Genomic DNA, 26,632 nt, shown 5'->3' with positions numbered 1-26,632 from the left:
GGTCAGGGGCGGCGGGGGACGTGGAACTCGACCTCGGTGCCGCGGCCCGGGCGGCTGTGGATCTCCGTCGTGCCGCCCAGGTCCGTGATGCGGCCGCGCATCGACTGGGCGACGCCCAGTCGGCCCGCGTCGGCCGCCTCGGCCAGGCGCTCGGGGGCGAAGCCGACGCCGTCGTCGCGGACGGTGACGCGTACGGCGTCGCCTTCGTCCTCCAGCAGGACCCAGGCGCGGGCCGTCGGGCCCGCGTGGTGGCGGACGTTGTCCAGGGCCGCCTGCACCGCCGCGGTCAGCTCCGCCGCGGCCGGGCCCGGCAGGAGGACCGGGTCGGCGGGGCCGGCGACCTCGACGGTGGCCGAGGCCAGGGCGGTGAGCGCCGAACGCAGGTCCAGGCGGTCGGGGCCGGCGCCGGTCGGTGGGGCGGCCGGGTTGCCGCTCAGGAGGCTGCGCAGGGCCACCTCCTGCTCGCCGGCCAGGGTGGCCAGTCGTGGCCCGGCGCCGCCGAGCTCCGTGCCGTGGCGCTGCATCAGGGCCAGGACCTGCAGGACGCCGTCGTGGATGGGGCGGGCCAGGCGGTTGCGCTCGGCCTCGGCGGCCTCGCGGCGGATCTGCTCGGCGCGCAGGCGGTCGGCGCGGCGGGTCGCCCACTGCTGGGCGAAGCCGAGACCGCCGACGCCGGCCGCGGCCACGAGCAGCAGCACGGCGGAGGTGGTGAGGTGGTTGACGGAGTTGGAGGTCAAGGAGTTGGGCAGGTACGTCGAGGCGACCGCGTGCTGGCCGGCCAGGGCCATCACCCCGGCCAGGGGTCCCAGGGTCGCGGGGAGGGCGGCGGTGGGCGCGAGGGTCGTGGCGATGCAGCCGACGGCGGCGGTGACGGCCGCGGTGACGAGGACCGCGATGAGGATGCCGGGGATGACGCTGCGCTGGCTGGCGAGCTTCTCCGGGTGGCCCGTGGTCGCGGCGTACGCGATGAACAGGGCGGTCGCGGCGGCCACGGTGACCGCCGCGGTCAGCGGGAAGCGGTGTCGGCCCCAGGCCAGCGCGGCGCCGGCGGCGAGGCCCGCGGCCACGGCGACGACGGGCATCGAGGTGAACTGCAGCGCGCCCATCGCCAGCGTCATCGGGGCGAGCAGGCCGACCTGGACGGTCGCGGCGGTCAGGGCGCCGCCGAGCGGCCAGGGGCCGGCCATCGCGGCGAGGCCGGCCACGACGACGAGCGTGATCACGCCGATGACCGCCTCCTCGGCGTACCCGTGGCGGTACATCGCGCTCTGCGAAACCCCCAGCAGCGCGGCGAGGCGTTCGGTGGTGAGCAGGCCGAGCGGGAAGACGAGGGCGAGCGCGCCGCCGGCCGCCAGGACCAGCCGGAGCCAGGGCCAGCGGCGGCCGGGTTCGTCGTCCGGCCGGGCGGCCGGGTCGTGGCCCTTCAGCAGCCACGCCGCCGGCACCACGCCCGCGAGCGCGATCAGCACCAGCGCCCGGTGCCAGAGCAGCAGGGCGGTCCAGTCCAGCAGCGCCCAGGCACTGATGAGCGCCGTGCCGAGCAGCGGGGCGGCGACGACCAGCCCCGCCACGAGCGTCCCCCGTCCGGTCTCGCCCCGGCGGAGCATCGCCTGCGCGGCCCCGAGCAAAGCGACGACCACGAGGACCTGGGTGCCGTGGGTCAGCACGGTGTACCCCGCGGGCAGCCGTACCTCCCACTCCGCCGGCAGCACGGTCGGCAGGGTCACCAGCGCCGCGGCCACCAGCAGCAGCGGCCACCGGCGCAGCAGGAGCAGCCCGGCCACGGCCGCGACGATCGGCGCCGCCGCGTACGCGACGGTCGTCGAGTCGTGCAGCGTCGCCCGCAGCGGTAGTCCGAGCAGCGACTGCGTGTTCGCGTAGACGCTGTGGTCCGCGGTTGCGGACACGATCAGCAGCGCGCCGCTGACCGCGCCGATCAGGGCCGCGGTGCGCTGCACGGGCGGGATGGCCGGTGTCTCCACGCGGGGGATCATCGCCGATCCGCCGCGATCGTGCACACCCGTGCGTCCCCGGGCTCGGGCGGGCCCGGGTGGGGCAGGCGCACGGGGCAGCCGTCGGGCCGGTACTCGAAGTGCCACCACTCGTTGTCGTACGTCCGGTACAGCCCGTGCCGTGCGCCGTGCCGCTCCAGCCACCGTGCGCCCTCGCTCGGCCGGATGTCCAGCGCCGTGCCGGCGACGTGACGCGACGCGTGCGGCGGCAGCACCCGCCGCCACGCCGCCGCCACCGACCCGTCGCGCGCGACCGCCTCGCGGAACAGCCGGGCCTGCTCCAGCGGGTGGCGATAGCCCGACGTCAACCCGATGAGCTCACCGTAGCGCCACAGCGCCTCGGCCCGCGCCGCCTCGAACGCCACCCGCGCGGGGAGGGTCAGCCCGTCCAGCGACTCGGCCGGGAACCGGGCCGCCAGCGCCCACTGGCACGCGGTGTGCCGGGCCCGCCCGGGTGCCGCGAACCACGCGACCGGCACGAGCGCCACCGCCAGCGCCCGCGTCACCCGGCGGTACACCACATCTCGTCGCCGCATGGACAAGAACATCCCGCGCGCGGCCGGGCCGGGGCCTGAGCCGGGGTACCCATTCACGGTAGGTACCGCCACTCAGATGCCCGCTAAGGTTTGCCGGTGGCGACGTCCCTCCTGATCACCAACGACTTCCCGCCCCGGCCCGGCGGCATCCAGCAGTTCGTGCACAACCTCGCGATCCGCCAGCCGCGCGACGAGGTGGTCGTCTACGCCTCGACGTATGCCGGCGCGGAGAAGTTCGACGCCGAGCAGCCGTTCGAGGTCGTGCGCGAGCGCACCGGCATGCTGCTGCCGACCCCCGCGGTCGCGCGCCGGGCGGCGCAGATCGCGCGGGCGCACGGGTGCGGCGGCGGGCCGGGATCGGGCGCGCGGTGGCGATCACGCACGGCCACGAGGTCGGGTGGGCGGCGCTGCCGGGGGCGCGGACGCTGCTGCGGCGCATCGCGCGCGGGGCGGACGTGGTCACCTACCTGGGGGAGTACACCCGGGTGCGGCTGGCGCGGGCGATCGGCGGGCTGACGACGCTTGCGCGGCTGGCGCCCGGGGTGGACGTGGGCGCGTACACGCCGCAGGTCGACGGCTCCGGGGTGCGGCGGCGGCACGGGCTGAGCGACCGGCCGGTGATCGTGTGCGTGTCGCGGCTGGTCCCGCGCAAGGGCCAGGACGTGCTCATCCGGGCGCTGCCGGGGATCCGGGCCCGGGTGCCGGGCGCGGCGCTGCTCGTCGTGAGCGGGGGGCCGTATCGGGCGACGCTCGCGCGGCTGGCGCGGGAGCACGGGGTCGAGCGGGACGTCGTGTTCACCGGCGCCGTGCCGTGGGCCGAGCTGCCGGCGCACTACGCGGCCGGAGACGTGTTCGCGATGCCGTGCCGGACGCGGCGGCGGGGGCTGGACGTCGAGGGGCTCGGGATCGTGTACCTCGAGGCGTCGGCGACCGGGCTGCCCGTCGTGGCCGGGGACTCGGGCGGGGCGCCGGACGCGGTGATCGAGGGGGAGACCGGGTTCGTGGTGCCCGGGCGGAATGCCGAGGCCGTCGCGGAGCGGATCGTGCGGCTGCTGCGGGACCGGGACCTGGCCGCGCGAATGGGGGCGGCCGGGCGGGCCTGGGTCGAATCCGAGTGGCGGTGGGAAACGCAGGCGGCGCGGTTGCACGCGCTTCTCGCACCGCAATAGCCGATCGGCGCAGGAAAATTCCGTTGCCGGATGATGTCATTGCGGAATGGCGCGGCCGGCTTCCTGTCGAAGCCGGCCGTCCGCGCGTATTCCGGGGTGGGCGAAAAATCAGAAGCTGGGGGCGTCGGGGGCTTCCAGCAGGCCCAGGCGCAGGGCCGTCATGAGGGCCTGGGCGCGGTTCGCGGCACCGAGCTTCTCGTAGAGCTTGGAGATGTGCGTCTTCGCGGTGGACTCGGAGACGAACAGCTGCTTGGCGATGCCGGCCACGCTCATGCCGTCGGCGAGCAGGCGCAGGACCTGGCCCTCGCGGGGGGACAGCTGCGGGCCCGACGGGGCCAGGCGGCGCTTCATCGCCTCGGCCAGGTCGGCCGCGGTGAACGCGCTGGGGGCGGAGGCGGCGTGGCGTGCCGCGGCGACGACCTCGTCGGCCGGGGCCGTCTTGGGCACGAACGCCGAGGCGCCGGCCTCAAGCGCCCCGAAGAGCTGGTCGTCGCCGGCATACATGGTCAGCACCACGATGCCCATGCTGGTGCTGGTCTTGCGCAGGGCGCGGGTGGCCTCCAGCCCGCTGCCGTCGGGCAGACGGAGGTCCATGATCACCACGTCGGGCTGCAGGGCGCCCGCCTGGCGGATCGCCTCCGCGGCGGTGGCGGCCTCGCCCACCACCTCGAACTGGCGGTCGCGCTCGAACGCGTGGCGCAGCCCGCGGCGGATCAGGTCGTGGTCGTCGACGAGCAGTACTTTGGTGCGAGTCGTCGGCGTCGCGGTAGTAGACATTCCCGGTGCTCTCTCCCTCTGGGTGCCTTCACGCTACCGCGCACGCGGTGCGGTTCCGAGCACAACCGCCACTGTGGTCCCATTCGGCACGCGTGGCGTGATCTCCAACCGGCCCCGGATACGTTCCGCCCTCTCGGCCATGATCGCAAGACCATAGCGCCCGTCCGGGCGGTTCTCACCGATGCCGCTGCCATCGTCGGAGATTTCTACCTCGGCGAACGGTGGATCGACCGCGCACGTTACCCAAAGATTCTCCGCGCCGGCGTGTTTCCGCGCGTTTGTGATGGCTTCCTGGGCAATGCGCAGCAGTTCCGCCTCGACGGCGGCGGGCAGCCGAGCGGTGCTCTCGTCCAGCGACAGGTGCACCCGCAGCCCGGCCGAGGCGCCGACGGTCCGCGCGTAGTCGGCGATCGCCGCGGTGAGCCCGCCGTAGCGGTCGACCTCGCTGCGCAGCTCGAACAGCGACAGGCGCAGCTCGGTGATGACCCGGGTGACCTCGGCGCGCAGGACCCGCAGCTCCTCCTCGGCGGCCTCGGCGTTGGGCAGCGCGGCCACGGCGTTGTCGATGCCGTACCCCACCATGACCAGCTCCTGCGCCACCCCGTCGTGGATCTCGCGGGCCAGCCGCTGCCGCTCCTCGGTCGTGGCCAGCGACCGGACCTCGTCGAAGAGCAGCGCCGCCTCCAGCCGCAGGGCGGCCGGGCCGGTCACCGACTGGACCTTGGTGACCAGCGACGGCGGGTAGTCCCCGGTCGAGTCGCTCTCCAGCACGATGAGCCCGACGGTGCGCACCCCGGCGATGAGCGGGACCACCATCGAGGAGATGCTCTGCCCGCGGCCGACCGAGCGGGCCTGCGAGCGGCCCGAGACGACCGGCTGCTGGGTCGCCCACGAGTCGGCGACGGCGCTCTCGGTGTCCAGGGCGGTCTCCCAGTCCAGCCGCTCGACGCCGGCCTGGGCCAGCACGACCAGCCGGCCGCCGCCGCTGCCGGACAGCACCGCGCCGCGGGTGGACGGCACCAGCGCGCGGACCTCGTCGAGCAGGTGCTCGGCCAGGCCGCCGGGGTCCAGCGTGGCGCCGGGCAGCTGCCGGGCGACGCTGCGCAGCTGGGTGAGCAGCCGGGTCGCCTCGGCGTAGGGCTGCGGCGTGTCCTCGGGGCGGCGGGCCAGCAGGATCTTCTGCAGGATCGTGGCCTGCCAGGCGGCGACGCCGGCGATGAGCAGCCACTGGCCGCCCGCGGTCAGGTACGCCCGCTCGTCGAGGCGCCCCTCGACCCCGCCGCCGATCACCAGCAGCGCGCCCGAGGCGGCCACGTAGGCACCGGCCATCCGCCGGCCCTCCGACAGCGCCGCGGCGACGATCGGCACCGGCAGGTACACCAGCATCGCCGTCGCGTCCCCGTTGAGCGTGGAGGCCGCGAACGCGGTGATGAGCACCTCGGCGGTGCGGCCGAGCCGGGCCACCTCGTGCGAGAGCGGCGCCGCGGTCGCGATGACCGCGGCGGCGAGCAGCAGCGCGAGCCACAGCAGCTCGGCGGCGCGGACGCCGTCGATGAGCAGCAGGGTCGCGACCAGGGCCAGCAGGAGCGCGCGCACGACCACGACGGCCCGCCCGGCCTCGGTGCCGGCGGCGGTGGCGGCGGCGGTGGCGGCGGCGTTACGGTCGTCGGGGCCCGCCGCGCGCGACGTCGAGCCGGGTGCGTCCGTCAACAACGATCCCTTCCCAGAACCAGCCTCAGCGCTCGTAGATCGCGGCGATGTCGCCCGCGTACTCCTTCATCACGACGCTCCGCTTCACCTTCAACGACGGAGTGAGCTCCCCGGTCGCCTCGGTGAAGTCGCGCGGCAGGATCCGGAAGACCTTGATCGCCTCCGCCTTCGACACGGCCTGGTTGGCCTCGTCGATGGCCTTCTGGATCTCCGCGCGCAGTTGCTCGTCGTCGACCAGGGACTCCATGGTGGCGTCCGCGGGCTTGCCGTTGTCGCGCTTCCAGGTCGGCAGGGCGTCGGGGTCGATGGTGACCAGCGCGGCGATGAACGGCTCGCGGTCGCCGACGACCATGCACTGGCTGACCAGCGCGTGGGCCCGGACGCGGTCCTCGAGCACGGCCGGGGCGACGTTCTTGCCGCCGGCGGTGACGATGATCTCCTTCTTGCGCCCGGTGATGCGCAGGTATCCGTCGTCGTCGAGCTCGCCGAGGTCGCCGGTGTGGAACCAGCCCTCGGCGTCGATCGCCTCGGCGGTGGCCTCGGGGTGCTTCCAGTACCCCTGGAAGACGATGTCGCCCTGGACGAGGATCTCGCCGTCGTTGTCGATGCGGATCGTCACGCCGGGCAGCGGGCGCCCGACGGTGCCGATCCGCACGCCGGTGTCGCGGTTGGCGTTGGTCGCCGGGGACGTCTCGGTGAGGCCGTACCCCTCGTAGATCGTCACCCCGATGCCCCGGTAGAAGTGCGCGAGCCGCTCGCCGAGCGGGGCGCCGCCGGAGATGGCCCGGGTGCACTGCCCGCCCAGCGCCGCCCGCAGCTTGGCGTAGACCAGCCGGTCGAACAGCGCGTGCTGGGCCTTGAGCAGCAGCCCCGGCGACGCGGCCGCGCTGTAGTCGATCGCCACCCGCTCGGCCCGGTCGAAGATCGCACCCTTGCCGTCGGCCTGCGCGCGCTGCTTGGCGGTGTTGTACACCTTCTCGAAGACGCGAGGCACTGACAGTACGAACGTCGGCTTGAAGCTCTTGAGCAGGTCCGCCAGGTTCTTCGTGTCGGCGGTGTGCCCCATGGTGGCCCGGGCCTGCACCACGCCGATCTGCACGAGCCGGGCGAAGGAGTGGGCCAGCGGCAGGAAGAGCAGGGTGCGGGCGCCCTCGTTGAACAGGGAGCGCAGCTCCGGGATGGCGTTGACGATGTCGGAGAGCATGTTGCGGTGGGTGATCATGCAGCCCTTGGGGCGGCCGGTGGTACCGCTGGTGTAGATGATGGTCGCGAGGTCGTCGGCCTTCGTCGCGGTGCGCCGCCGGTCCACGTCCTCGCGGGCGGTCCCGGCGCCGTCGGCGACGAGCTCCTCGACGGCCCCGCGGGCGCCGTCGATCTGCCACACGTGGGCCAGCGCGGGCGTGCGCTCGCGGACCTGGGCCACGGCGTCGCGGTGGGCGTCGGTCTCCACGAAGCACGCCACCGCGCCGGAGTCCTCGAGGATCCAGGCGACCTGCTCGGGGCTGGACGTCTCGTAGACGGGGACGGTGACGCCGCCGCAGGTCCAGATCGCGTAGTCGATGAGCGTCCACTCGTAGCGGGTCTTGCTCATCAGGGCGACCCGCTCGCCGGGCTCGATGCCGGCCGCGAGCAGCCCGCGGGCCAGGGCCACCACCTGCTCCAGGAACTGCGCGCAGGTGACGTCCTGCCAGTCACCCCCGACGAGCCGCTGGAACTGCACCGCGTCGGGGGCAACGGCGGCGTTGTCCCACACGGGATCGGTCAGCGTGGCCGTCTCGGCGACGGCGACCGCGGCAGGGACCGAGAACTCGCGCATATCGGGAACCTACCCGGAGGATTTCCAGGGCGCACGGGGGGCTGGCCGGACGGTGAGGGCGGCGAGCCGACGCTCCACGGCCGCGGCGGCAGAGGTAGCCTCCCACGCATGGCCGACACTTCGACGCAGTCGATCGTCATTGACGCGCCCCCCGAGCGGGTCGCCGCGGTCATCGCCGACTTCCCGCACTATCCGGAGTGGGTCGCGGCGGTCAAGACCGTCGAGGTGGTCGAGGAGTACGAGGACGGTTACGCCAGTCAGGTCCGGTTCGTCCTGGATTCGGGTCCGGTGTCCGATGAGTATACGCTGCGCTACGGTTACGCAGAGGACCTCAGCCGCATCGAGTGGAGCCTCACGGCCCCGTCGAAGATGCAGAAGCAGCAGGACGGCTCGTACGACATCAGCGCCAATCCCGACGGGACCTCCACGGTGACGTACTCGCTGTCGGTGGAGCTGGCGATCGGGATGCTCGGCATGTTCAAGCGCAAGGCCGAGAAGATGATCATGGACACCGCGCTCAAGGAGCTCAAGCGGCGGGTCGAGAGCGCATGAGGGACCCGCGCGAGGAGGCCGAGCGCCTGGTCGCCGCCGCGCTCGCGGCGGTGTCGATGGCCGCGCGCAGCACCGACGGGTTCGCCACCGGCTCGGCCGAGTGCTGCGTGTGCCCGCTGTGCAAGGCCATCGCCGCGGCCCGCGACCCCGACCCGGATCTCGCCGAGCGGCTGGCCACCGGCGCCGGCGACGTCGCCGAGGGCGTGGCGTCGTTCCTACGGGCCTTCGGCGGGCAGTTCAAGACCACGGGTGACGCGTCGACCGCCTGGCGGACGGCCACCCGGGAATCGTCAACCACCGACAGCGACGTCGAACAGGATTGACCCCGGACACGGCGTAAGCCATGACGAGAGGAGCTTGCCGCAGTGGGGCTCACCATCGGCGTCGACATCGGCGGAACCAAGGTGCTGGGCGGCGTCGTCGACACCGCCGGCGACGTACTCGTGCAGACCCGGCGGGACACGCCGGCCCAGGACCCGGGCGAGACCGCGGACCGGATCATCGAGGTGATCAAGGAGCTGGCGGCCGCGCATCCGGCGCAGGCCGTCGGCATCGGTGCGGCCGGGTGGGTCGACGAGACCCGCTCCGTCGTGCAGTTCGCTCCGAACCTCGCCTGGCGCGACGAGCCGCTGCGGGACAAGATCCAGCAGGCGGTCGGCCTGCCCACCGTCGTGGAGAACGACGCCAACGTGGCGACCTGGGCCGAGTTCCGCTTCGGGGCCGCCCACGACGCCGACGACTCGATGGTGCTCTACACCGTCGGCACCGGCATCGGCGGCGGGATCATCCTCGGCGGGCGGCTCATCCGCGGCGCGCACGGCGTCGCCGGCGAGCTCGGGCACGCCACGATGGTCCCCGACGGCCACCCGTGCGGCTGCGGGCGCAGGGGCTGCCTGGAGCAGTACGCCAGCGGCAACGCCCTGGTCCGCTTCGCCCGCGCCGACGCCAAGGCCCGCCCGGAGGCCGCCGCCGGCCTGCTGGCGCTGGCGGGTGGCGACCCGGACGCGATCAAGGGCCCGGCCGTCACCGAGGCGGCCCGGCGCGGCGACCCGGTCGCCGTCGGCGCGTTCGAGCAGGTCGGGCACTGGCTCGGGGTGGCCTTCGCGGACATCGTGCAGACGCTGGACCCGCAGGTGATCGTGGTCGGCGGCGGCGTGATCGACGCCGGTGACCTGCTGCTCAAGCCCGCCCTGGCCAGCTACGAGGCGCAGCTGGCCCAGCGCGGCAAGCTCCCGGTCGCCGACGTACGGCCGGCGCTCATGGGTAATCTCGCCGGCGTGGTCGGCGCGGCGGATCTGGCCCGTACATAGCAGAGGCTCTTATGACGAAGATCAGGGTGCTGTCCTACAACCTGCACGGGCTCAAGGACGACCGGCGCGCGCTCGCGTCGGCCGTCCGCGAGGCCGCGCCGGACCTCGCGATCCTGCAGGAGGCGCCCCGGCGCTTCCGCTGGCGGCAGAAGTGCGCGGACATCGCCCGCGAGTTCGAGCTCGTCATCGGCGGCGGCGGGCTGCCGGCGCTGGGCAACCTGATCCTGACCAACCTGCGGCTGCGCGCGGTCACCGAGTGGAACGTGCGCTACCCGCTGACCCCCGGCCGGCACATGCGCGGCGCCGCCTTCGTGCGCTGCCGCGTCGGCCATTCCACGTTCGTCGCCGCCGGATCGCACCTGTCGACCGACCCGGCCGAGCGCCCGGCCCAGGCCGAGCTGCTCAAGCGGCACATGGACGAGGTCGGCGAGCCGCTGGTGTTCGCCGGCGACATCAACGAGAACTCCGGCGGCGCGGCCTGGCGCATGATCGCCGACGGGCTCGCCGACGCGGCGGGCGCCGACGAGCGCCCGACCTTCCCGGCCACGGCCGCCCGCGAGCGCCTCGACGCGATCTTCGTCGATCCGCGGATCAGCGTGCTGCAGTACGACGTGATCGACACGCCCCAGACCCGCGCGGCCAGCGACCACTTCCCGATCGTCGCGGACCTCGAACTCGACGCCTGAACCGCGACTGGACAAATCTCCGCCCCGCGGAGAGGATTCCGCGGTGAGCGCTGACGGTCGGTTCGACGATCTTGCCGGGAACGCCACCCACTGGCGCGACGGCGAGCCGGTGTACGACCGCGGCGACACCATCTGCGTCATCGGTGCCGGCGGCACCGGGCTCACCACGATCAAGAACCTGCGCGAGGCCGGCTTCGGCGTGGACTGCTACGAGCGCGAGACCGGCGTCGGCGGCGGCTGGAACTGGCGGCACGACCGCAGCCCGGTCTACGCCAGCACGCACCTGATCTCCTCGAAGCCGTTCACGCAGTTCCCGGACTTCCCGATGCCCGACGACTGGCCGGACTACCCGCATCACTCGCAGATGCTCGCGTACTTCGAGCGCTACGCCGATCACTTCGCGCTGCGCGAGCACATCTGGTTCGGCACCGAGGTCGCCCGCGTCGAGCCCGCCGAGGACACCGGCGGCGGCCCGCCGCGCTGGGACGTGACCGTGAAAGGCTCCCGCGGCGGCGCCCCCCGCACCATGCGCTACGCCGCCGTCGTCGCCGCGAACGGGCACAACTGGTCGCCGAAGCTGCCCGAGTACGAAGGGCTCGCGGAGTACTGCGGGAAGGTCATCCACGCCAGCCAGTACAAGGATGCCGCCCAGCTGCGCGGCCGGAAGGTCCTCGTCGTCGGGGCCGGCAACTCCGGCTGCGACATCGCCGTCGAGGCGGCCCAGCAAGCGGCCAAGTGCTGGCACTCGACCCGCCGCGGCTACTGGTACGCGCCGAAGTTCGCCCTCGGCCGCCCCGCGGACCAGGTCAACGACCGGATCCTGGCCATGCGGCTGCCGGCCCGGGTCCGCCAGTGGGTGCTGCACCGCACGATCAACATGACGGTGGGCGACCTGACCCGGTTCGGGCTGCCGAAGCCCGAGCACGGCATCCTCGAGATGCACCCGCTGATCAACAGCCAGCTGCCGTACTACCTCGGGCACGGCGACGTGGTCGCGGTGCCGGACGTGCAGCACTTCGACGGGCACGAGGTGGTGCTCGCCGACGGCCGGGTCATCGACCCCGACCTGGTCGTGCTCGCCACCGGCTACCTGCCGAAGTTCGAGTTCCTCGCCCCGGAGCTGCTGTCCACCGACTCGGCCGGGCGCCCCCGGCTGGCCCTGCAGATGTTCTCCCGCACGCACCCGACGCTCGCCGTCGCCGGGCTGCTGCAGCCGGACTCGGCGCTGTTCACGCTGTCGCACTGGCAGGCGGTCCTCATCGCGCAGTGGCTGCGGGTGCTCGACGCCGCGCCGGAGCGGGCCCAGGCGATCTGGGCGCGGCTGCGGACCGAGGGCGACCGCCGCTACACCCAGGGCAAGGTCCCGGACTCCACGCGGCACTGGTTCGAGGTGAGCCACTTCGTGTACCTCAAGGAGCTGGAGAAGACCCTGCACGAGCTGGAGGCGGTCCGTTGACCACCCGGGTGATGCGTTCCGACGAGTGGGCGGACCCGCCCAAACCGGTGCACCGCGAGGTGCTCGACGCCCAGCCGCAGTCCGGCGGCTCGGCCACCCCGGTGCTCTTCGTCCCCGGCTACGGCCACGGGGCGTGGGCGTTCGCCCAGCACTGGCTGGAGCACACGGCGGATCGGGGCTTCCCGGCGTACACCATGAGCCTGCGCGGCCACGGCGGTTCCGGCGCCGCACCGCAGGCCCGCCTGCGCGACTACGTCCATGACGTCACCCAGGTCGCGGCGTCGCTGCCCCGCCAGGCGGTCCTCGTCGGCCACGGCGCCGGCGCGCTGGTCGTGGCCATGGCGATGGCGCGCTACCCGGTGCGGGCGGGCGTGCTCGTCGCCCCCGTCTTCGGCGGCCTCGGCACCGCGTTCGGCCTGCTCGGGCGCAACCCGGCCGGCACCGTGCCGGGCCTGTTCGGCGGCCGGGTGACGCTGCGCCGGGAGCAGCTGTTCAGCCGGGCGCTGCCGGCGAACCAGGGCCAGGCCCTCGCCCAGCGCCTCCAGCGGGTGCCCGGCGGCGCCCAGCGCCAGCTCCTGCGCCGCCACCAGCCCGAGCCGCCGGTCGGCGCGCCGCCGGTGCTGGTCGTGGGCAGCCCCGACGATCGGATCGTCGCCGGCTCGGCACTGGAGTGGGTGGCGCGGCGCTACGGCGGATCGCCACTGCTCTTCCCCGGCATGGGGCACGACCTGATGCTCGACGCCCGCTGGCAGGAGCCGATCGATGCGATCGCGGACTGGCTCGAGAAGGTCCGCTGACCCGACGGCCTCACCGCCCGCGGCCTGCGCCGTCAGACCCGGGCCCCGTTGTCCGGGTCGTCATCCTCCTCGTCGCCGGGGCGCAGCCGTAGCACGAGGGTCACGAAGCCGGCCAGGACGCCCGCGAAGCCCAGGAAGAGCGACGTCTGCGAGCCCAGCGGCAGCAGGTCGGGCCAGAAGAGCAGGACCAGCCCGGCGGCCAGGGCCACGATCGCGGCGATCGTGGCCGGCGCGATCCGCGGCAGCGGCGGCGGGGGCGGCGGGGTGTATCCCTCCTCGTCGTCGGGGTCGTCGGGCAGGTCGTTGCCGAACGTGTCGAGGCTGTCCAGCAGCGAGCGGTCCACGGCGTCGGAGGGCCGGCGCAGCGTCGTGCGCGGGGCCGGCTCGGTGTCCATGTCGGGCGCGGCGGTGCTGGAGGAGTCCAGGTCCTCGGCGGCCGGCCAGGGCACCGCGGCGGTCGGGTCGGTGGTGGTGTGGAAGCCGGCCACGATCGCCGCGAACGCGTCCTCGTCGGACTGCGGCGTGCTCTCGACGGAAGCCGGTTGCTCCGGAACGGCCGAGGTCAGCTTGGCCAGGTAGTCCTGGGCCGTGGTGAGGTGGTCCCGGTCGGCGAAGAGCCGGTCGGTCGGGCGCGCGGGCAGCGTCGTGGTGCGGGTCAGCGGATGCAGGTCCGCGGCCGGCTGCAGGTAGGCGGCGATCCCGCCCTCCGCCAGCATCTCCAGCAGGTGCTCACCGACCCGCGGGTCGACGTCGCCGACCACCGCGTATTCCTGCGCCACCAGGCCGTTGTCCCGCCGGCCGCGCCGCGCCCCACCCCCTGGCACAGCTCGCCCCTCCCCGCGGCCGCCATCGCGGCGTCCGGGTGCGCCGCGAAAAAACCGCTGACCGAAATCCTGACATGCCCGGCCGTCGTTCCGGGAGTGCGTTGTGGTGTGCCGTACTGGTTCGTAGGCTCTTTGCGACGGTCATCACCGATTGTCGCGCGATCCCGAAAGGCCGGCCGTGCTCTACTGGCTCCTCAAGTACATCGTCCTCGGACCTTGGCTGAAGCTGGTCTTCCGACCGAAGGTGGAGGGGTTGGAGCACGTCCCCGCCGCGGGTCCGGTGATCATCGCCAGCAACCATCTTTCCTTCGCCGACTCGATCTTCATGCCCCTGAGCGTCAAGCGCCGCGTGACCTTTCCGGCTAAAGCGGAGTATTTTACCGGAAAGGGGCTCAAGGGCTGGCTCACGAAGCTGTTCTTCGCCGGCACCGGGCAGGTTCCGATCGACCGCTCCGGCGGCAAGGCGGCCCGGGCCGCCCTGGAGGTCGGCCTGAAAATCCTGCGGGAAGGCGGCATCTTCGGCATCTACCCGGAGGGCACCCGCTCGCCGGACGGCCGGCTCTACCGCGGCAAGACGGGCGTGGCCCGCCTGGCCCTGGAGTCGGGCGCACCGGTGGTGCCGGTCGCGATGATGAACATGGACAAGGTCCAGCCGATCGGTCAGAGGCTGCCGAACCTGAAGCGGGTGCACATCAAGTTCGGCGCGCCGCTGGACTTCTCCCGATATGCCGGAATGGCGGGGGACCGCTTCATCGAGCGCGCGGTCACCGACGAGATCATGTACGAACTGATGACGCTTTCAGGTCGCGAATACATCGACATGTACGCGCAAAAGGTGAAAAACGCGCAAAGCCCGGCGCCGGCCGCGGCGGAGTCGTCGCAGAAGGTCGCGGCCTGATCGCAGAGCGTGGGATTGGGTCGTGGGATTTTTTGGGGTCGGGTACCGTAGGGGGAACACGGCGCGGCCCCGGCGGACATGCGTCGGGTGCCTTCCCGGTGAGGTGCGTGGTCGGCGCCGGACGTAGTGGGTAGGCGTGGTGGGCGGGCGGAGATGCCGAACACCTGCTCGTTGCGGGTTCGCGGAACGGTGGTGAGGTCTCCATCGAAGACCTCCTCGCCCTGCGGGAGTGGACGGCTGAACGCAACTCCGACGGCAGCTACCAACTGGTCCGCATCGGCGATGCCGTCGCGGGAAGGAACGTGCACGCCGCCATGCTCGACACGGCCCGGTCGTGCCACACCATCTGAACAACACCGCTGGATCCTCATGCCTGCGTCCATCCGCGGATCGCTGTGCCGGATGGGTGGCTGCGTTCCGCCTGCAATCCGCAACGGCTTCCGGTCGGCCGGCGGGGCGGTTCAGGCCGGGACGGATGTACGCGCGTTGCCGCTCACCCCTCATCTAATTCAGGAACGGTCGTTCTTGACTGATCGTTCCTTCATGGCTAGAGTCATCGGCATGGGACGCCCGAGGGTTTCGACGAAGAAGCCGTGACGGCCGCGGCGGCGGCACTTTTCGCCGGTCGCGTCTATGACGGGGTGTCCGCCGACGATCTCGTCCAGCAATTGGGGGTGCACCGCAACAGCTCCAAGCGAGGGCTGTATCTCGCGGCCCTGCGGTGGTACCTCGAGTATCGGCTGCCGATGCCGGCCGACCGCCTCGCTGCCGGAGCAACGGTCGCCAATGATCCGACACTTGATCTGCTGCTGGCCGCGGTCGAGCGCGCACCCGTCGACGCCGAGGTGGCCGTCCTCGTGGCCAGGGCCTGGCAGGTGCTGGAACAGGCCCTGCAGCCCTCGCCGGCGGCGTTGAGCGCGCTGCTCGGCGAGCGGCTGCTGGTCCGAGCAGCGCGCAGCGTCTACGCCGCCGGCTGACCCTTCGTAGCTAGTCGAATCTCCTTACCAACCCACCCGGCCGGACGCTGCTCGCGTCCCTGTCCCCACCATGCCCGCGGCCGATGCCGATGGGTCAGCGAAAGGACCAATGTCATGGCCAAGGTCAGCATTGACGGCGACGAACTCGTCGTGGAGATCGAAGGTATGGATAAGCTGTGGTCGCTCAAGAGCCGCCTGGTGATCCCGTTGGCGAACGTCCGTGGCGCCACCGCCGACCCGGGCATCGCCGCCGAACCCAAGGGTACGAAGGCGCCGGGGACGCATCTGCCCGGTGTGATCACGGCTGGTACGTTCCACCAGGACGGCGAGCGTGTCTTCTGGAACGTCCGTGACGGTGCCCGCACGATCGTCATCCAGCTCGCCGATGAGCGCTACTCACGCCTGGTCGTGGAAGTCGCCGATCCGGCCGCCACGGTCACCCTGATCGAGCGGGCAGTCGCCCGATGACCTCACCCGCCCAGGTGCTCCGCCAAGCCGGCCGCCAAGCCGCGCGGTACGCCGCAGTGATCATCTGCGCCGGAACGTTGGCACCTCCCGTCGCCGCCAAAACAGTACCGGCCACGAACCGCGAAGTAAGTTTCATCGTGGACGGCACCACCACCTACGGCACCCTAGCGGTACCCACGCATCGCCAGGGTCAGAAGCTTACTGCCGTGTTGTTGCTGCCCGGCAGTGGTCCCACCGACCGTAACGGTGATCAGCCGCCCGCGCTCACACCGCATACGCTGGCCAAGCTCTCCGACGCGCTGACAGGCGAAGGCGTCGTCACCCTCCGTTTCGACAAGTACGGCACCGGCCGCACCGGGCTGGGAGCATACGCCGGGCATCCCGAGACGATTGATTATCCCGCCTTCGTGCGTCAGGCCGACGCGGCCTACCGGTTGCTCGCCGGACAACCGGAGGTCAATTCGCGAGCAGTAAGGCTGATCGGGCACAGCGAGGGTGCGCTCACGGCTCTTCAGGTCGCGGTCGATGCCCGGCCTCGCGCGGCCGGGGTCGCGTTGCTGCAGCCCTTGTCATTGCGGTTCCTCGACGTGCTCGCCCGGCAGCTGCACGACCAACTCGCCGATGCCGTCGCCGCAGGCCAGATGACTCCGGAACAACAACGCAGCATCGGGTATGCCGTCGATCGGGCCGTGGCCGATCTCCGTGCGCACCGGCCGATCGACACCACCGGCATGCCGCCCGCGCTCGCGGGACTCTTCCAAGCGCTGGGCGGCCCTAATCAGCGCTATGTGACAACCATCGACGCTGTCGACCCCGCCCTGCTGGCCCAGCGGCTGCCGCCTCGGATTCCAGCCCTGCTCACCTGCGGAACCGCCGATAAGCAGGTCCCGTGCGACATGACCACCGCGCTTTCAGCAGCGCTGGACCAGGCACACACCAGCGGGCCTGGCCGAATCGTGTTGACCGGCGTTGATCACCTTTTGACCGATCCGGCGAATCCGGAGGCACTCGCCCCAGCGACACTCGACGCGTTGCACCGGTTCATGAGGTGCCGCTCCAGGTAGATGAACTGCATACTCAGGCACGCCCCGAGCGTGCGCGTCAGGCGGGTTTGAGGGCCAGCTCCAGCAGGCGCGGCGTGGCGGCCTGCTCGGCGAACGCCACCAGCTCGGCCCGCCACGGCTCGATGCGCTGCTCGTGCCCGCCGCGCCCCAGCGCCCGCACCGCCCAGGCCACCGACAGGATGCGTGCCGAGTTGTTCGGGATCTCGCCGTAGAGCTCGGCGGCGGCCAGGTGCATGTCGGCGGCCCGGGCGTGGTCGCCGTCGACGGAGGCGATCGCCCCGGTGATCGTGCGCAGGGCGGCCTCGACCCACGGGGTGGGGTGCGGCACGTCGGCGAGCATGTCGCGGATCGCCATCATCGCGACCCGGCCGGAGAGGACGGCGGCGTGGGCGGCGGCGTCGATCCACTCGCCGCTGGCGATCGCGCGGACCTCGCGCCAGGTCTTGGCCAGCTCGACGATCAGCGCCTCCGCGTCGCGGTCGCGGCCCTGCAGCGCGCGGCACAGGGCGCCGTGGCCGAGCGCGACCCACTGCAGGCGATAGAAGCCGGAGCGCCGGCCCAGCGCGACCAGCCCGTCGACGTCGTCGTGCCCGGCCGGCGCGGCGCCGTCGGCGGAGGGGGAGGGGCCGCCGGATGAGGAGGAGTCGTCGTCGCCGCGCAGGGTGCGAATCCAGGCGCGGACGCCCTGGACCTGCAGGTCCCACTCGGCGCCCGGCTCGGCCATCGCGGCCTCGGCGGCGGCGACGTACGCCGGCCAGTCCCCGGTGAAGTAGGCGGACTGGGCGACGTCGGAGTAGCCGGTCGCGAGGGTGTGGCTGCCGGGGACCGCGTTGCGGCTGTCGTCCAGCAGGGCCGCCGCCGCCGTCCAGTCGCCGTCCTCCAGCAGGGCCCACGACACGTTACGCAGGGCGCGGTGCTCCGAGAGCAGGCGGCGCTCGCGGCTGACCTCCAGGGCGGACTGCAGCTCGACCAGGCCGGCGCGGTCGCCGGCCTGGAACAGCGCGGTGCCGATGGTGATCCGGGCGCCGGTGGCGACCTCGACCAGGCCGAGCCGGTCGGCGATCTCCGCGGCCGCGCTGGCCGCCGCGACCGCCGGGTCGACCTCGAAGTTCAGCATGTGCAGGCGGCCCAGCTCGGCATACGCGTCGGCCTTCTGCGGGCCGTCGGGCAGCTCGTCGAAGAGCTCCACGGCGCGGTCGAGGCAGGACAGGGCGTCGAGGCGGTCGGCGCGCAGCCACGCGGCCTGGCCCCGGACGGTCCACGCGCGCGCCGCGCCGGCCTGGTCGCCGGCCGCGTAGAGCCGCTCGGCGAGGCCGACGAGCTGGTCGGCGCCGCCGCCGGCCAGGAACGACTCGGGGTTGGCGTAGAAGGCGATCTCGGTGCTGAGCTGCTCGATCCGCAGGCGTTCGAGCGGGTCGGTGGCGGCGTCGCACAGGGCGAGGGCCTTGCCGGCGTGGGCGGCCGCCGCGTCCAGGGCGTGCAGGGAGTAGGCGCGGCGGGCGGCGCGGTGCATCGCGTCGCGGGCGGGGACGCTGTAGCGCGTCGCGGGAAGGCCCAGGGAGCGCGCGATCTCGTACGCCGTGAAGCGATGGTTCGCCACGACCTCGGCGAGATCGGTGTCCCGGCCCGCGGCCAGGCCGTCGAGCCACTCGGCGGTCAGCTCGTGCCGGGCGACCCGCTCGGTGCGGGGCAGCCGCTGGTAGCACACGTCCCGGACGAGGACGTGGCCGAAGCGGTACTCCGTCTGCCCCTCCATCGTCGAGGCCGCCTGCTCGTGGATGAGGTCGCGCTGCTCCAGCCGGCGCAGCGAGCGCTCGATGCCGTCGGGGGGCCGGCTCATCGCCGCCCCGACCGCGCCCGGCCAGAAGTTCATCCCGACCACGGCCGCGGCCTGCAGCACCGCGCGGTCGGCGGCGTCGAGCAGGTCGACCCGGTTGGCGATGACCGCGTGGACGCTGTCGGGCATCGGCAGCTTGCGCCCGAGCGCGTCGGAGGCCGGCAGGTTGCCCTGCTCGGCGAGCATCCGGGTGTACTCCAGCGCGTAGAGCGGGTTGCCGTCGGCGAGCTCGACCAGGGAGGACAGCGACTGTGACGGGAACGTGGCGGCCCCGAGCAGGTGCGCGTACATCGTGGCGATCTCGGTGTCGCGCAGCGGCGGCAGCGTGATCGACACCGCCCCGGCCACGGCCCCGGCCCAGCTCGGGTTGCGCTCCAGCAGCTCCGGGCGCGCGGTGCACAGCAGCAGCAGGGGCACGTCGCGCACCGAGGCGCCGAGCCGCTCCACGAACCGGACCATCGACTCGTCGGCCCAGTGCAGGTCCTCGAAGACCAGGACGGTCGGGCGGTGGGCGGCCAGTGCCACGACGAAGCGCCGCCACGCCGACTCGGTCTCGTCGGGCGCCAGCTTGGGGCCGGGCAGGCCGACGAGCGGGCTGAGGGCGTCGGCGAGCCGCTCGGCCTCGGACGGCCCGACGATCGCGGCCAGGGCCGTGTCCAGCCGCTCCCGGGTCGTCTCGGCCGAGTCGGTGTCGAGGATGCCGGCCTGCGCCTTGACGACGTCCGCCAGCGCGGCATACGTCACGTTCTCCCCGAACGGCGGGCATCGGCCGGTCCGCCAGGCGACGGGGGCGTCGAAGAGCCGCTCGGCGTGCAGGAACAGCTCGTGCACCAGCCGGCTCTTGCCGATGCCGGCGTGGCCGAGCACGGTCACCAGCTGCGGTGTGCGCTCGCGCAGGCCCCGGTGCAGCGCGTTGACCAGCAGGCTCAGCTCGTGGGTGCGGTTGACCAGCGGTGTCGAGCCGGCCTCGCGGTCGGGGTGGTTGCGCCGCAGCGGGGCCAGGGCCAGCCAGACCTCGGTCGGGGTGGAGCGCCCGCGCAGCGTGGCCGGCGGCTGGGCCTCGTAGCGGATCGAGGACTTGGTCAGCGCGTACGTCGTGCCGCAGACCAGCACACCGCCGGGCGGGGCCAGCGACTGCAGGCGGGAGGCGGTGTTGACCACGTCACCGGCGACGATCGCCTGGCCGCCGTCGCGGGCCGCGGCCACGTCCACCAGGGCCTCGCCGGTCGCCACGCCGACGCGGAAGCGCAGCTCGCGTTCGCCCTCGCCGGTGCTGGCGTAGCGGGCGAGCACCCGCTGCAGCTCCAGGCCGGCCCGCACGCAGCGCACCGCGTCGGTCTCGGTGGCCACGGGCGCGCCGAACAGCGCCATGACCGCGTCGCCGATGTACTTCTCCACGACCCCGCCGTATTGCCCGATGACCTCGCGGGCGGTGGAGAAGAAGCTCTTCTGCAGCTCACGCACGAGTTCCGGGTCGGCGCGCTCCACATACGGCGTGAAGTCGATCAGGTCCACGAACAGCACGCTGATGCGCCGCCGGTCCTCGCTGCGGGCGGGCGGGATCGCGGGCACCGGGGCCCGGCCGGTCGCCCGCTCGGCGCGGATGTGGTTGCGGGCCGCGGCCGTGTCGGCCCGCGGCGTGCCGCAGCCGGTGCAGAACGCGGCGTCGGGGGCGAGAGTGCGCCCGCACGTCGGGCAGGGTGGGCTCAGCTCGGCGCCGCAGCCACCGCAGAAACGGTCGCCCTCGCCCGCCTGGCGGCCGCAACGTGCGCACTGACTGGAAATCGCCGACACTCCCTTGCCCTGTGAGAACCCATCCTCACACGTCGGCAGCCGGAGCGGCCAGGTGTCCGAAATGGCACCCCGGAACCCGGCCGTCCGGTCAGCAACAGCAGGACGAAAGGCCCGCTACCGCTCGGTCATCCCCGCGCGGCGGCGCAGCGCGCCGAGGTCGGTCACCACGATGCGCCGGCCCTCGGTGCGCAGCCACCCCCGGCTGGCGAAGGAGCCGATCGCCTGGTTGACGCTCTGCCGCGAGCCGCCGGCCATCTCGGCGAGCTGGCTCTGGTTGAGCTCGATGGTGACCATGGGCGCGGTCGTCTCGCCGGCCAGGCGGACCAGCGTCTTGGCGACCCGGCCGGGCAGGTCGAGGAAGACGTGGTCGGCGTTCTGCTCGGTGAGCCGCCGGATGAGCAGGCCGAGCGAGCGCATGACGGCGTCGAGGATCCGCGGGTTGGCGTGGACGAGCTCGATGAACGCGTGCCGGGACAGGGCCAGGGCCTGGCAGTCCTCGATCGCCTCGGCCGAGGCCGAGCGGGCCGCGCCGTCGAGCAGGGAGACCTCGCCGAGCGTGTCGGGGGGCCGGACGACGGAAAGGACCGCGCGTTCGCCGGTCGGAGCCGTCCGGAACACCATCACAGCACCGCGCTTGAGCACGATGAGCGACTCGCCCGGATCGTTTTCGACGAACAGCAGCTGGCCTTTGCGGTATGTCCGTGGCACCGCCGCCTGGATGACCCGCTGACGCACATCGGGCTCCAGACCACTGAACATTTCCACACCGGTCAGTGCGTCGCCGGGATCTGGCAGCCGACCCTCCACGGTCAAACCCCTCCCGGTTCGGCGTTGATCGGACTCGTGATCACGTTAGGTGATCACGACGACAGTACGGAACTTCTACCAGATCATGACGTGCGTGTCGGAGTCTGTACATCCCCCGCATCGGCTCACCGACAGCACCGTTCATGGTCCGCAGGCAGGCTAGTGCCACCTCGCGAACCGTCGGGGAGCGGGGGTGGTGCGCGCGCCCCCGCCCCGGCCACGAGATCGCCGATTGTTCCGGTTCCTCCGGATTTCTCCGGTGTACCGCAGCGTGACGGAGCATGGCCCCGGCCCGCGCGCACGATCCTGCGCCGCGGCCGGGGTGCATGGCCAGGCTGAGATCAACAGCGATCAATTCAACGCCCGCGGGCCGCCGCGCTGTGATCACCCCGGCGCCGACGGTGCCGGTTCCGATGGTGTTGGATTGGGCTGGTGGCGCCCTATCGGTACTTCTACGACTGTGAGTTCATCGAGGACGGTCGGCTGATCGACCTCGTCTCGATCGGCGTGGTGGACGAGCACGGACGGGAGTACTACGCGGTCTCCACCGAGTTCGACGACTCCCGCGCCGTGCCGTGGGTGCGCCGCAACGTGCTGGACAAGCTGCCCTCACCGGCCGACAAGGCGTGGCGCTCGCGCGAGCGGATCCGCGAGGAGCTGCTGGCATTCCTGGTCGAGCCGCTGCGCGCCGGGCGGGCCGACGAGCTGGAGCTGTGGGCGTGGTACGCCGCGTACGACCACGTCGCCCTGGCGCAGCTGTGGGGCTCGATGCCGGCGCTGCCCCGGGAGATCCCGCGCTTCACCAAGGACCTGCGCCAGCTGTGGGACGACGCCGGGCGCCCGCAGCTGCCGGTGGCGGAGGGCCGCCACGACGCGCTCGTCGACGCCCGGCACAATCTGGCCCGCTGGAAGGTCATGCACGGGCCTTCCGCAAGCTCCTCACGATGAAGTACAGCGGCAGCCCGATCGGGGAGAGCAGGATCGTCAGCACCATGATCGGGGCCATCAGCAGCGGGTGCAGCCCGCGCTCGCGGCTGTCGAGGTAGATCCAGCGGCCGACGAACAGGTCCCAGGCGAGCACCTGGGCCCACACGGCGGCCACCACGGAGTCGCGGCCCAGCAACTCGCTCACCCCGGCGAGGTCCGGGTTGAGCATCTCGCGCGCGAAGTCGCCGAGGTCCGGGGCGATCGCCACGGCCCAGACGACCAGGGCCGGCAGGACGATCAGCGGCGAGGACGCGACCCGGTGACTCCAGCGCCAGGCGGGGACCAGGATCATGAGGGCCCAGAACGGTACCGCCGCGAGAAATGCCAGCTGGAACAGCGTCTCGGTCATCGGGACACCCCCGCGGGCGCCACCGCGGCGGGGGAGGGGCGCTTCCCGTCGGTGGCGGCCCACGCGGCCCCGGCGCCGGCGAGCACCAGCAGCGCGGCCGCGGCGGACAGGGTCAGCGCGTCGGGGTGGATCAGCGACTGCCCGCGCAGCGCCTGCCAGGTGACCAGCACCGTCAGGCCCGCGTAGAGCAACCCGAACACCCCGGTCAGGCGCACGCGCACCCGGTCGGCGCGCAGACGGGCGATCCGGCGCCCCGCGAGGGCCAGGGCGAACGCGAACAGCGGCAGGGCCTGCAGCGCGTGCATGCCGATGAAGTGCCCGGCGCGCAGGTCGCCGCCGGTGGAGCTCCAGTTGACCAGCGGCAGGCCGGGGCCGCCGTCGGCGACGCCGACGGCGTGGGCGCCGACGATCGACGGGCGGTCCTGGGCGAGCTGGGCCGCGGTCGGCATGGTCATGAGGAAGCCGACGGCCATGCCGCCGAGGGCCACGATGATCCCCAGGCGTACGGCCAGTGCGTCGGCCCGGTCCGGCAGGCGCTGGATGAGCAGCAGAACCGCCAGGATGAGGGTGGCCGCCCAGGCGATGGCGATGGTGGCGCCCATGATGCTGAACAGTGTGCCGTCCAGTGCCGTGGCGACGTTGTAGTGGCTCTGTCGGCCGCGGGCCGCCTGGCCGGCGATGATCGTGATCTCGATGAGCATGGCGGCGGCGATGATCGTGCCGAGCCACCAGGCCGTGCGCGGGCGGCGCTCCAGCAGTGGGAGCAGCCACGCGATCGTGACGGAGTAGATCGCGATCGACACCGAGAACTTGAACGGCTTGAGCCAGATCGGCACGCCGAGCAGCGTGCGGTCGTCGGCGAAGATCCCGACGAGGGTGGCCAGGGCCAGGACGGCCATCAGCCCGGCCACGACGATGAGCGGCCGGTGAAGTCGAGCGACAGGCATCGGAGTCTCCCAAGGATGGATAGCGGTGCTGTCTGCTATTGGTAATTGGCAAGGTACACTATCCATCCCAAGGTCGGAAGGAGTCTCATGCGCATCGCGGAGCTGAGCCGGCAGGCCGGCGTTCCCGTGCCGACGATCAAGTACTACCTGCGTGAGGGCCTGCTGCCGGCCGGCGAGCTGACCAGCCCGAACCAGGCCCGGTATGACGATCGCCACGTCGAGCGGCTCCGGCTCGTGCGCGTGCTGCTCGACATCGGCCGGCTGCCGATCGCCACGATCCGTCACCTGCTGGCGGCGCTGGATGATCCCGACCCCGACGTGCACCGGGTGCTCGGCCAGGCGCTGCCCTCCTCGGTCAGCGGCAAGGACTCCGTCGACCCCGACAGCGTGCGGGCCGCGCGGGTGCGCATCGACAAGCTCGCCGACGAGCGCGGCTGGCTGGTCGGCGAGGGCGCGCCGGCCCGGCAGGCCGCGGCCGAGGTGCTCGCCGCGTTCGAGCAGGTCGGCGCCGATGTGGGGGTGCTGCTGGAGCAGTACGCCGACGTCGCCGAGACCATCGCGACGCACGATCTGGCCTTCGTCGGGCGCGCGAGCGCAGCCGAGGGGATGCTGTATGCGGCCGTCGTCGGCTCCATCCTCGGCGACTCGCTGCTGGCCGCGCTGCGGCGCATGACGCAGGAGCACGAGTCGGCGAAGAAGTTCGGAATCCGCGGGGACGACTGCTGAGGGTTCAGCTGGAGCGACTACAGTGCGCTGTGAATCGGCAGCGTCGCCATGAGCGGGAACCTCCGGCTCGACCGCGCCCGGCGCCGGGTCGAGCACGCAACCAGGAAGGCAAGATCAAGCATGCGTATCGGCGTACTGACCGGGGGCGGCGACTGCCCCGGACTCAACGCGGTCATCCGTGCCGTGGTCCGCAAGGGGATCTCCACCTACGGTCACGAGTTCGTAGGCTTCCGTGACGGTTGGCGCGGTCCGCTCGAGGGCATGACCCGCGAGCTGGGCATCGCCCAGGTCCGGGGCATCCTTCCGCGCGGTGGCACCATCCTCGGCTCGTCCCGTACCAACCCGTTCAAGATCGACGGCGGCGTCGAGAAGATCAAGTCGAACCTCGCCGACCTCGGCGTCGACGCGCTCGTCGCCATCGGCGGCGAGGACACCCTGGGCGTGGCCAGCAAGCTGACCGACCTGGGCGTCAACGTCGTCGGCGTGCCGAAGACGATCGACAACGACCTCGGCGCGACCGACTACACCTTCGGCTTCGACACCGCCGTGAACATCGCCATGGAGGCGATCGACCGGCTGCACACCACCGCCGAGTCGCACCACCGCACCCTCGTCGTCGAGGTCATGGGCCGCCACGCGGGCTGGATCGCCCTGCACGCGGGTCTCGCGGGCGGCGCGAACGTCATCCTGCTGCCCGAGCGGCAGTTCGACGTCGAGCAGGTCGCCGGCTACGTCGAGAAGCGCTTCCAGACGCAATACAGCCCGATCGTCGTTGTCGCCGAGGGCGCCCAGCCGCTCGACGGCCAGATGGTCCTGCACAACCAGGAGCTCGACGCGTTCGGCCACGTCCGCCTCGGCGGCATCGGCCAGTGGCTCGCCGAGCAGTTGGAGTCCAAGACCGGCAAGGAGGCCCGCACGGTCGTGCTCGGCCACATCCAGCGCGGCGGCACCCCGACCGCGTTCGACCGGGTCCTGGCCACCCGCTTCGGCCTGCACGCGATCGACGCCGTGCACGAGGGCGACTTCGGCAAGATGGTCGCACTCAAGTCGACCGACATCGTGCGCGTCCCGCTCGCCGACGCCACCCGCGAGCTCAAGACCGTGCCGGTCGAGCGCTACACCGAGGCCGAGGTCTTCTTCGGCTCCTGACCTCCCGTCGCGCGTGCAGCGCCCGGGGCCGCCCGACGGCCCCGGGCGCCCACGCCCAACCCGGCCCCCTCCCGCGGGGCGCCCATCTGCGACATTTCGGATCTATCGTTACCTGCGGACCTGTCCCGTTCGCGTGCCCACCTGGGAGGCTGAGTTGCGCATCATCGCGGTCTTCGGCGCCGGCAAGCTCGGCGAGGTCCTGCTCAGCGGCCTGCTGCGCGCGGGCTGGCCGGCCGAGCGGCTCATCGCCACCGCGCGGCGGCCCGAGCGGGCCCAGGAGCTCACCGAGCGGTACGGCATCCGGGTCGTCGACAACGAGACCGCCCTGCGCGAGGCCGACGTGCTCACCGTCGCGGTCAAGCCGCAGGACGCCGGCGCCCTGCTGGCCGACCTCGGCCCGAAGATGCCCGCGGACAAGCTCGTCGTGTCGATGTGCGCCGGCCTGCCGACCTCGTTCTTCGCCAAGTACCTGCCCGAGGGCACCCCGGTCGTGCGCGTCATGACCAACACCCCGGCGCTCGTCGACGAGGCCATGACCGCGATCTCGGCCGGCCCGTTCGCCGACGCCGAGCACCTCGCGGTCGCCGAGGAGATGTTCCGCCCGCTCGGGCGCACCATCCGGGTGCCGGAGTCGCAGCAGGACGCGGTGACCGCGCTGTCGGGCTCCGGCCCGGCGTACTTCTACTTCCTGGTCGAGGCGATGACCGACGCCGGCATCCTGCTCGGCCTGCCCCGCCAGGTCGCCCACGACCTGATCGTGCAGACCGCGATCGGCTCCGCGGTGATGCTGCGCGAGTCGGGGGAGCACCCGGTCAAGCTGCGCGAGGCCGTGACCTCCCCGGCCGGTACCACCATCAACGCCATCCGCGAGCTGGAGAACCACGGGGTGCGCGCCGCGCTGCTGGCCGCCCTGGAGGCCGCCCGCGACCGGGCCCGGGAGCTCGCGGCCCAGAGCTGAGATCAACCCCGCGGGTCTACCATGCC

24 protein-coding genes and 1 pseudogene are annotated in these 26,632 nt (G+C 72.7%); 15 read left to right on the top strand and 10 right to left on the bottom strand.

Annotated features, from left to right (window positions below; translation table 11 throughout):
* Positions 1–2: 2 nt before the first annotated feature.
* Together ACQPY0_RS49100 and ACQPY0_RS49095 are read right to left on the bottom strand one after the other, a co-directional pair.
* Positions 3–1,982, bottom strand: a complete 1,980-nt coding sequence (locus ACQPY0_RS49100) for an ATP-binding protein (RefSeq protein WP_432977461.1) — start codon at positions 1,980–1,982, stop codon at positions 3–5.
* A gap of 8 nt (positions 1,983–1,990) precedes the next feature.
* Positions 1,991–2,548 (bottom strand): D-alanyl-D-alanine carboxypeptidase family protein, encoded by a 558-nt coding sequence (locus tag ACQPY0_RS49095; protein WP_432977458.1) that lies wholly within the window; start codon positions 2,546–2,548, stop codon positions 1,991–1,993.
* A 96-nt stretch (positions 2,549–2,644) separates the two neighbouring features.
* Between ACQPY0_RS49095 and ACQPY0_RS49090 the strand changes: the two are divergent.
* Positions 2,645–3,717, top strand: a pseudogene (locus ACQPY0_RS49090) (glycosyltransferase family 4 protein).
* 108 nt (positions 3,718–3,825) lie between these two features.
* Here ACQPY0_RS49090 and ACQPY0_RS49085 read toward each other — a convergent pair.
* From ACQPY0_RS49085 to ACQPY0_RS49075, 3 genes are all read right to left on the bottom strand, one after another.
* A complete protein-coding gene (locus ACQPY0_RS49085) occupies positions 3,826–4,494 on the bottom strand; it encodes a response regulator transcription factor (RefSeq protein WP_432977455.1) in 669 nt (222 codons plus the stop codon).
* Positions 4,495–4,527: 33 nt separating this feature from the next.
* On the bottom strand, positions 4,528–6,096 hold the full coding sequence (locus tag ACQPY0_RS49080; RefSeq protein ID WP_432995716.1) for a sensor histidine kinase: 1,569 nt from the start codon (positions 6,094–6,096) through the stop codon (positions 4,528–4,530).
* A 133-nt stretch (positions 6,097–6,229) separates the two neighbouring features.
* A complete protein-coding gene (locus ACQPY0_RS49075) occupies positions 6,230–8,020 on the bottom strand; it encodes an AMP-dependent synthetase/ligase (protein ID WP_432977452.1) in 1,791 nt (596 codons plus the stop codon).
* Positions 8,021–8,128: 108 nt separating this feature from the next.
* On the opposite strand from ACQPY0_RS49075, the gene ACQPY0_RS49070 reads away from it, so the two are divergent.
* Genes ACQPY0_RS49070 through ACQPY0_RS49045 form a run of 6 tightly spaced genes read left to right on the top strand, consistent with a single transcriptional unit; the run spans position 8,129 to position 12,821 of the window.
* The gene (locus ACQPY0_RS49070) at positions 8,129–8,572 is read left to right on the top strand and encodes an SRPBCC family protein (protein ID WP_432977449.1); all 444 of its coding nucleotides are present in this window, start codon (positions 8,129–8,131) and stop codon (positions 8,570–8,572) included.
* A complete protein-coding gene (locus ACQPY0_RS49065) occupies positions 8,569–8,895 on the top strand; it encodes a hypothetical protein (RefSeq protein WP_432977446.1) in 327 nt (108 codons plus the stop codon). Before ACQPY0_RS49070 ends, ACQPY0_RS49065 begins: the two co-directional genes overlap by 4 nt.
* A 42-nt stretch (positions 8,896–8,937) precedes the next feature.
* Positions 8,938–9,882 (top strand): ROK family glucokinase, encoded by a 945-nt coding sequence (locus ACQPY0_RS49060; RefSeq protein WP_432977443.1) that lies wholly within the window; start codon positions 8,938–8,940, stop codon positions 9,880–9,882.
* Positions 9,883–9,893: 11 nt separating this feature from the next.
* Positions 9,894–10,568 (top strand): endonuclease/exonuclease/phosphatase family protein, encoded by a 675-nt coding sequence (locus ACQPY0_RS49055; RefSeq protein WP_432977440.1) that lies wholly within the window; start codon positions 9,894–9,896, stop codon positions 10,566–10,568.
* A 43-nt stretch (positions 10,569–10,611) separates the two neighbouring features.
* Complete coding sequence (locus ACQPY0_RS49050) at positions 10,612–12,024, top strand: flavin-containing monooxygenase (protein ID WP_432977437.1); 1,413 nt, start codon at positions 10,612–10,614, stop codon at positions 12,022–12,024.
* An 11-nt stretch (positions 12,025–12,035) separates the two neighbouring features.
* Positions 12,036–12,821, top strand: a complete 786-nt coding sequence (locus ACQPY0_RS49045; protein ID WP_432977434.1) for an alpha/beta hydrolase — start codon at positions 12,036–12,038, stop codon at positions 12,819–12,821.
* 32 nt (positions 12,822–12,853) lie between these two features.
* Here ACQPY0_RS49045 and ACQPY0_RS49040 read toward each other — a convergent pair whose 3' ends face one another.
* The gene (locus ACQPY0_RS49040) at positions 12,854–13,645 is read right to left on the bottom strand and encodes a DUF308 domain-containing protein (protein ID WP_432977431.1); all 792 of its coding nucleotides are present in this window, start codon (positions 13,643–13,645) and stop codon (positions 12,854–12,856) included.
* A 178-nt stretch (positions 13,646–13,823) separates the two neighbouring features.
* On the opposite strand from ACQPY0_RS49040, the gene ACQPY0_RS49035 reads away from it, so the two are divergent.
* The 4 genes from ACQPY0_RS49035 to ACQPY0_RS49020 all read left to right on the top strand — a co-directional run bounded on the left by ACQPY0_RS49035 (position 13,824) and on the right by ACQPY0_RS49020 (position 17,052).
* Positions 13,824–14,543: a lysophospholipid acyltransferase family protein gene (locus ACQPY0_RS49035; RefSeq protein ID WP_432977428.1), complete on the top strand. Its 720-nt coding sequence runs from the start codon at positions 13,824–13,826 to the stop codon at positions 14,541–14,543.
* A 593-nt stretch (positions 14,544–15,136) separates the two neighbouring features.
* Complete coding sequence (locus ACQPY0_RS49030; protein WP_432977425.1) at positions 15,137–15,520, top strand: TetR/AcrR family transcriptional regulator; 384 nt, start codon at positions 15,137–15,139, stop codon at positions 15,518–15,520.
* A gap of 114 nt (positions 15,521–15,634) precedes the next feature.
* On the top strand, positions 15,635–15,988 hold the full coding sequence (locus ACQPY0_RS49025; RefSeq protein WP_432977422.1) for a hypothetical protein: 354 nt from the start codon (positions 15,635–15,637) through the stop codon (positions 15,986–15,988).
* Positions 15,985–17,052: an alpha/beta hydrolase family protein gene (locus ACQPY0_RS49020; protein ID WP_432977420.1), complete on the top strand. Its 1,068-nt coding sequence runs from the start codon at positions 15,985–15,987 to the stop codon at positions 17,050–17,052. Before ACQPY0_RS49025 ends, ACQPY0_RS49020 begins: the two co-directional genes overlap by 4 nt.
* A 37-nt stretch (positions 17,053–17,089) precedes the next feature.
* On the opposite strand, the gene ACQPY0_RS49015 is transcribed toward ACQPY0_RS49020, so the two are convergent.
* Positions 17,090–20,683 carry an ATP-binding protein gene (locus ACQPY0_RS49015; protein ID WP_432977417.1) on the bottom strand — a complete coding sequence of 1,198 codons (3,594 nt, stop codon included), beginning with the start codon at positions 20,681–20,683 and terminating at the stop codon, positions 17,090–17,092.
* A 114-nt stretch (positions 20,684–20,797) separates the two neighbouring features.
* Complete coding sequence (locus ACQPY0_RS49010) at positions 20,798–21,490, bottom strand: Crp/Fnr family transcriptional regulator (RefSeq protein ID WP_432977414.1); 693 nt, start codon at positions 21,488–21,490, stop codon at positions 20,798–20,800.
* A gap of 432 nt (positions 21,491–21,922) precedes the next feature.
* Between ACQPY0_RS49010 and ACQPY0_RS49005 the strand changes: the two genes are divergently transcribed.
* Positions 21,923–22,438: a polyadenylate-specific 3'-exoribonuclease AS gene (locus tag ACQPY0_RS49005; RefSeq protein WP_432977411.1), complete on the top strand. Its 516-nt coding sequence runs from the start codon at positions 21,923–21,925 to the stop codon at positions 22,436–22,438.
* On the opposite strand, the gene ACQPY0_RS49000 is transcribed toward ACQPY0_RS49005, so the two are convergent.
* Both ACQPY0_RS49000 and ACQPY0_RS48995 read right to left on the bottom strand, forming a co-directional pair.
* On the bottom strand, positions 22,404–22,826 hold the full coding sequence (locus tag ACQPY0_RS49000; RefSeq protein ID WP_432977408.1) for an ABA4-like family protein: 423 nt from the start codon (positions 22,824–22,826) through the stop codon (positions 22,404–22,406). The two genes, ACQPY0_RS49005 and ACQPY0_RS49000, sit on opposite strands and share 35 nt — an antisense overlap.
* Positions 22,823–23,773, bottom strand: coding sequence for a hypothetical protein (locus ACQPY0_RS48995; RefSeq protein WP_432977405.1), 951 nt, complete (start codon positions 23,771–23,773; stop codon positions 22,823–22,825). Before ACQPY0_RS48995 ends, ACQPY0_RS49000 begins: the two co-directional genes overlap by 4 nt.
* An 87-nt stretch (positions 23,774–23,860) precedes the next feature.
* On the opposite strand from ACQPY0_RS48995, the gene ACQPY0_RS48990 reads away from it, so the two are divergent.
* From ACQPY0_RS48990 to proC, 3 genes are all read left to right on the top strand, one after another.
* Entirely contained in the window at positions 23,861–24,499 is a 639-nt protein-coding gene (locus tag ACQPY0_RS48990) for a MerR family transcriptional regulator (RefSeq protein ID WP_432977402.1), read from the top strand.
* Between the two features lie 120 nt (positions 24,500–24,619).
* Positions 24,620–25,648, top strand: a complete 1,029-nt coding sequence (locus ACQPY0_RS48985; protein WP_432977399.1) for a 6-phosphofructokinase — start codon at positions 24,620–24,622, stop codon at positions 25,646–25,648.
* Between the two features lie 154 nt (positions 25,649–25,802).
* The gene (gene proC / locus ACQPY0_RS48980; protein ID WP_432977396.1) at positions 25,803–26,606 is read left to right on the top strand and encodes a pyrroline-5-carboxylate reductase; all 804 of its coding nucleotides are present in this window, start codon (positions 25,803–25,805) and stop codon (positions 26,604–26,606) included.
* Positions 26,607–26,632 lie beyond the last annotated feature (26 nt).

It is taken from the genome of Dactylosporangium sp. CA-233914 (assembly GCF_050942935.1).
Lineage (GTDB): Bacteria > Actinomycetota > Actinomycetes > Mycobacteriales > Micromonosporaceae > Dactylosporangium.
Note: the sequence above shows the minus strand (reverse complement) of the source record. Positions and strands in the feature narration are given on the sequence as shown.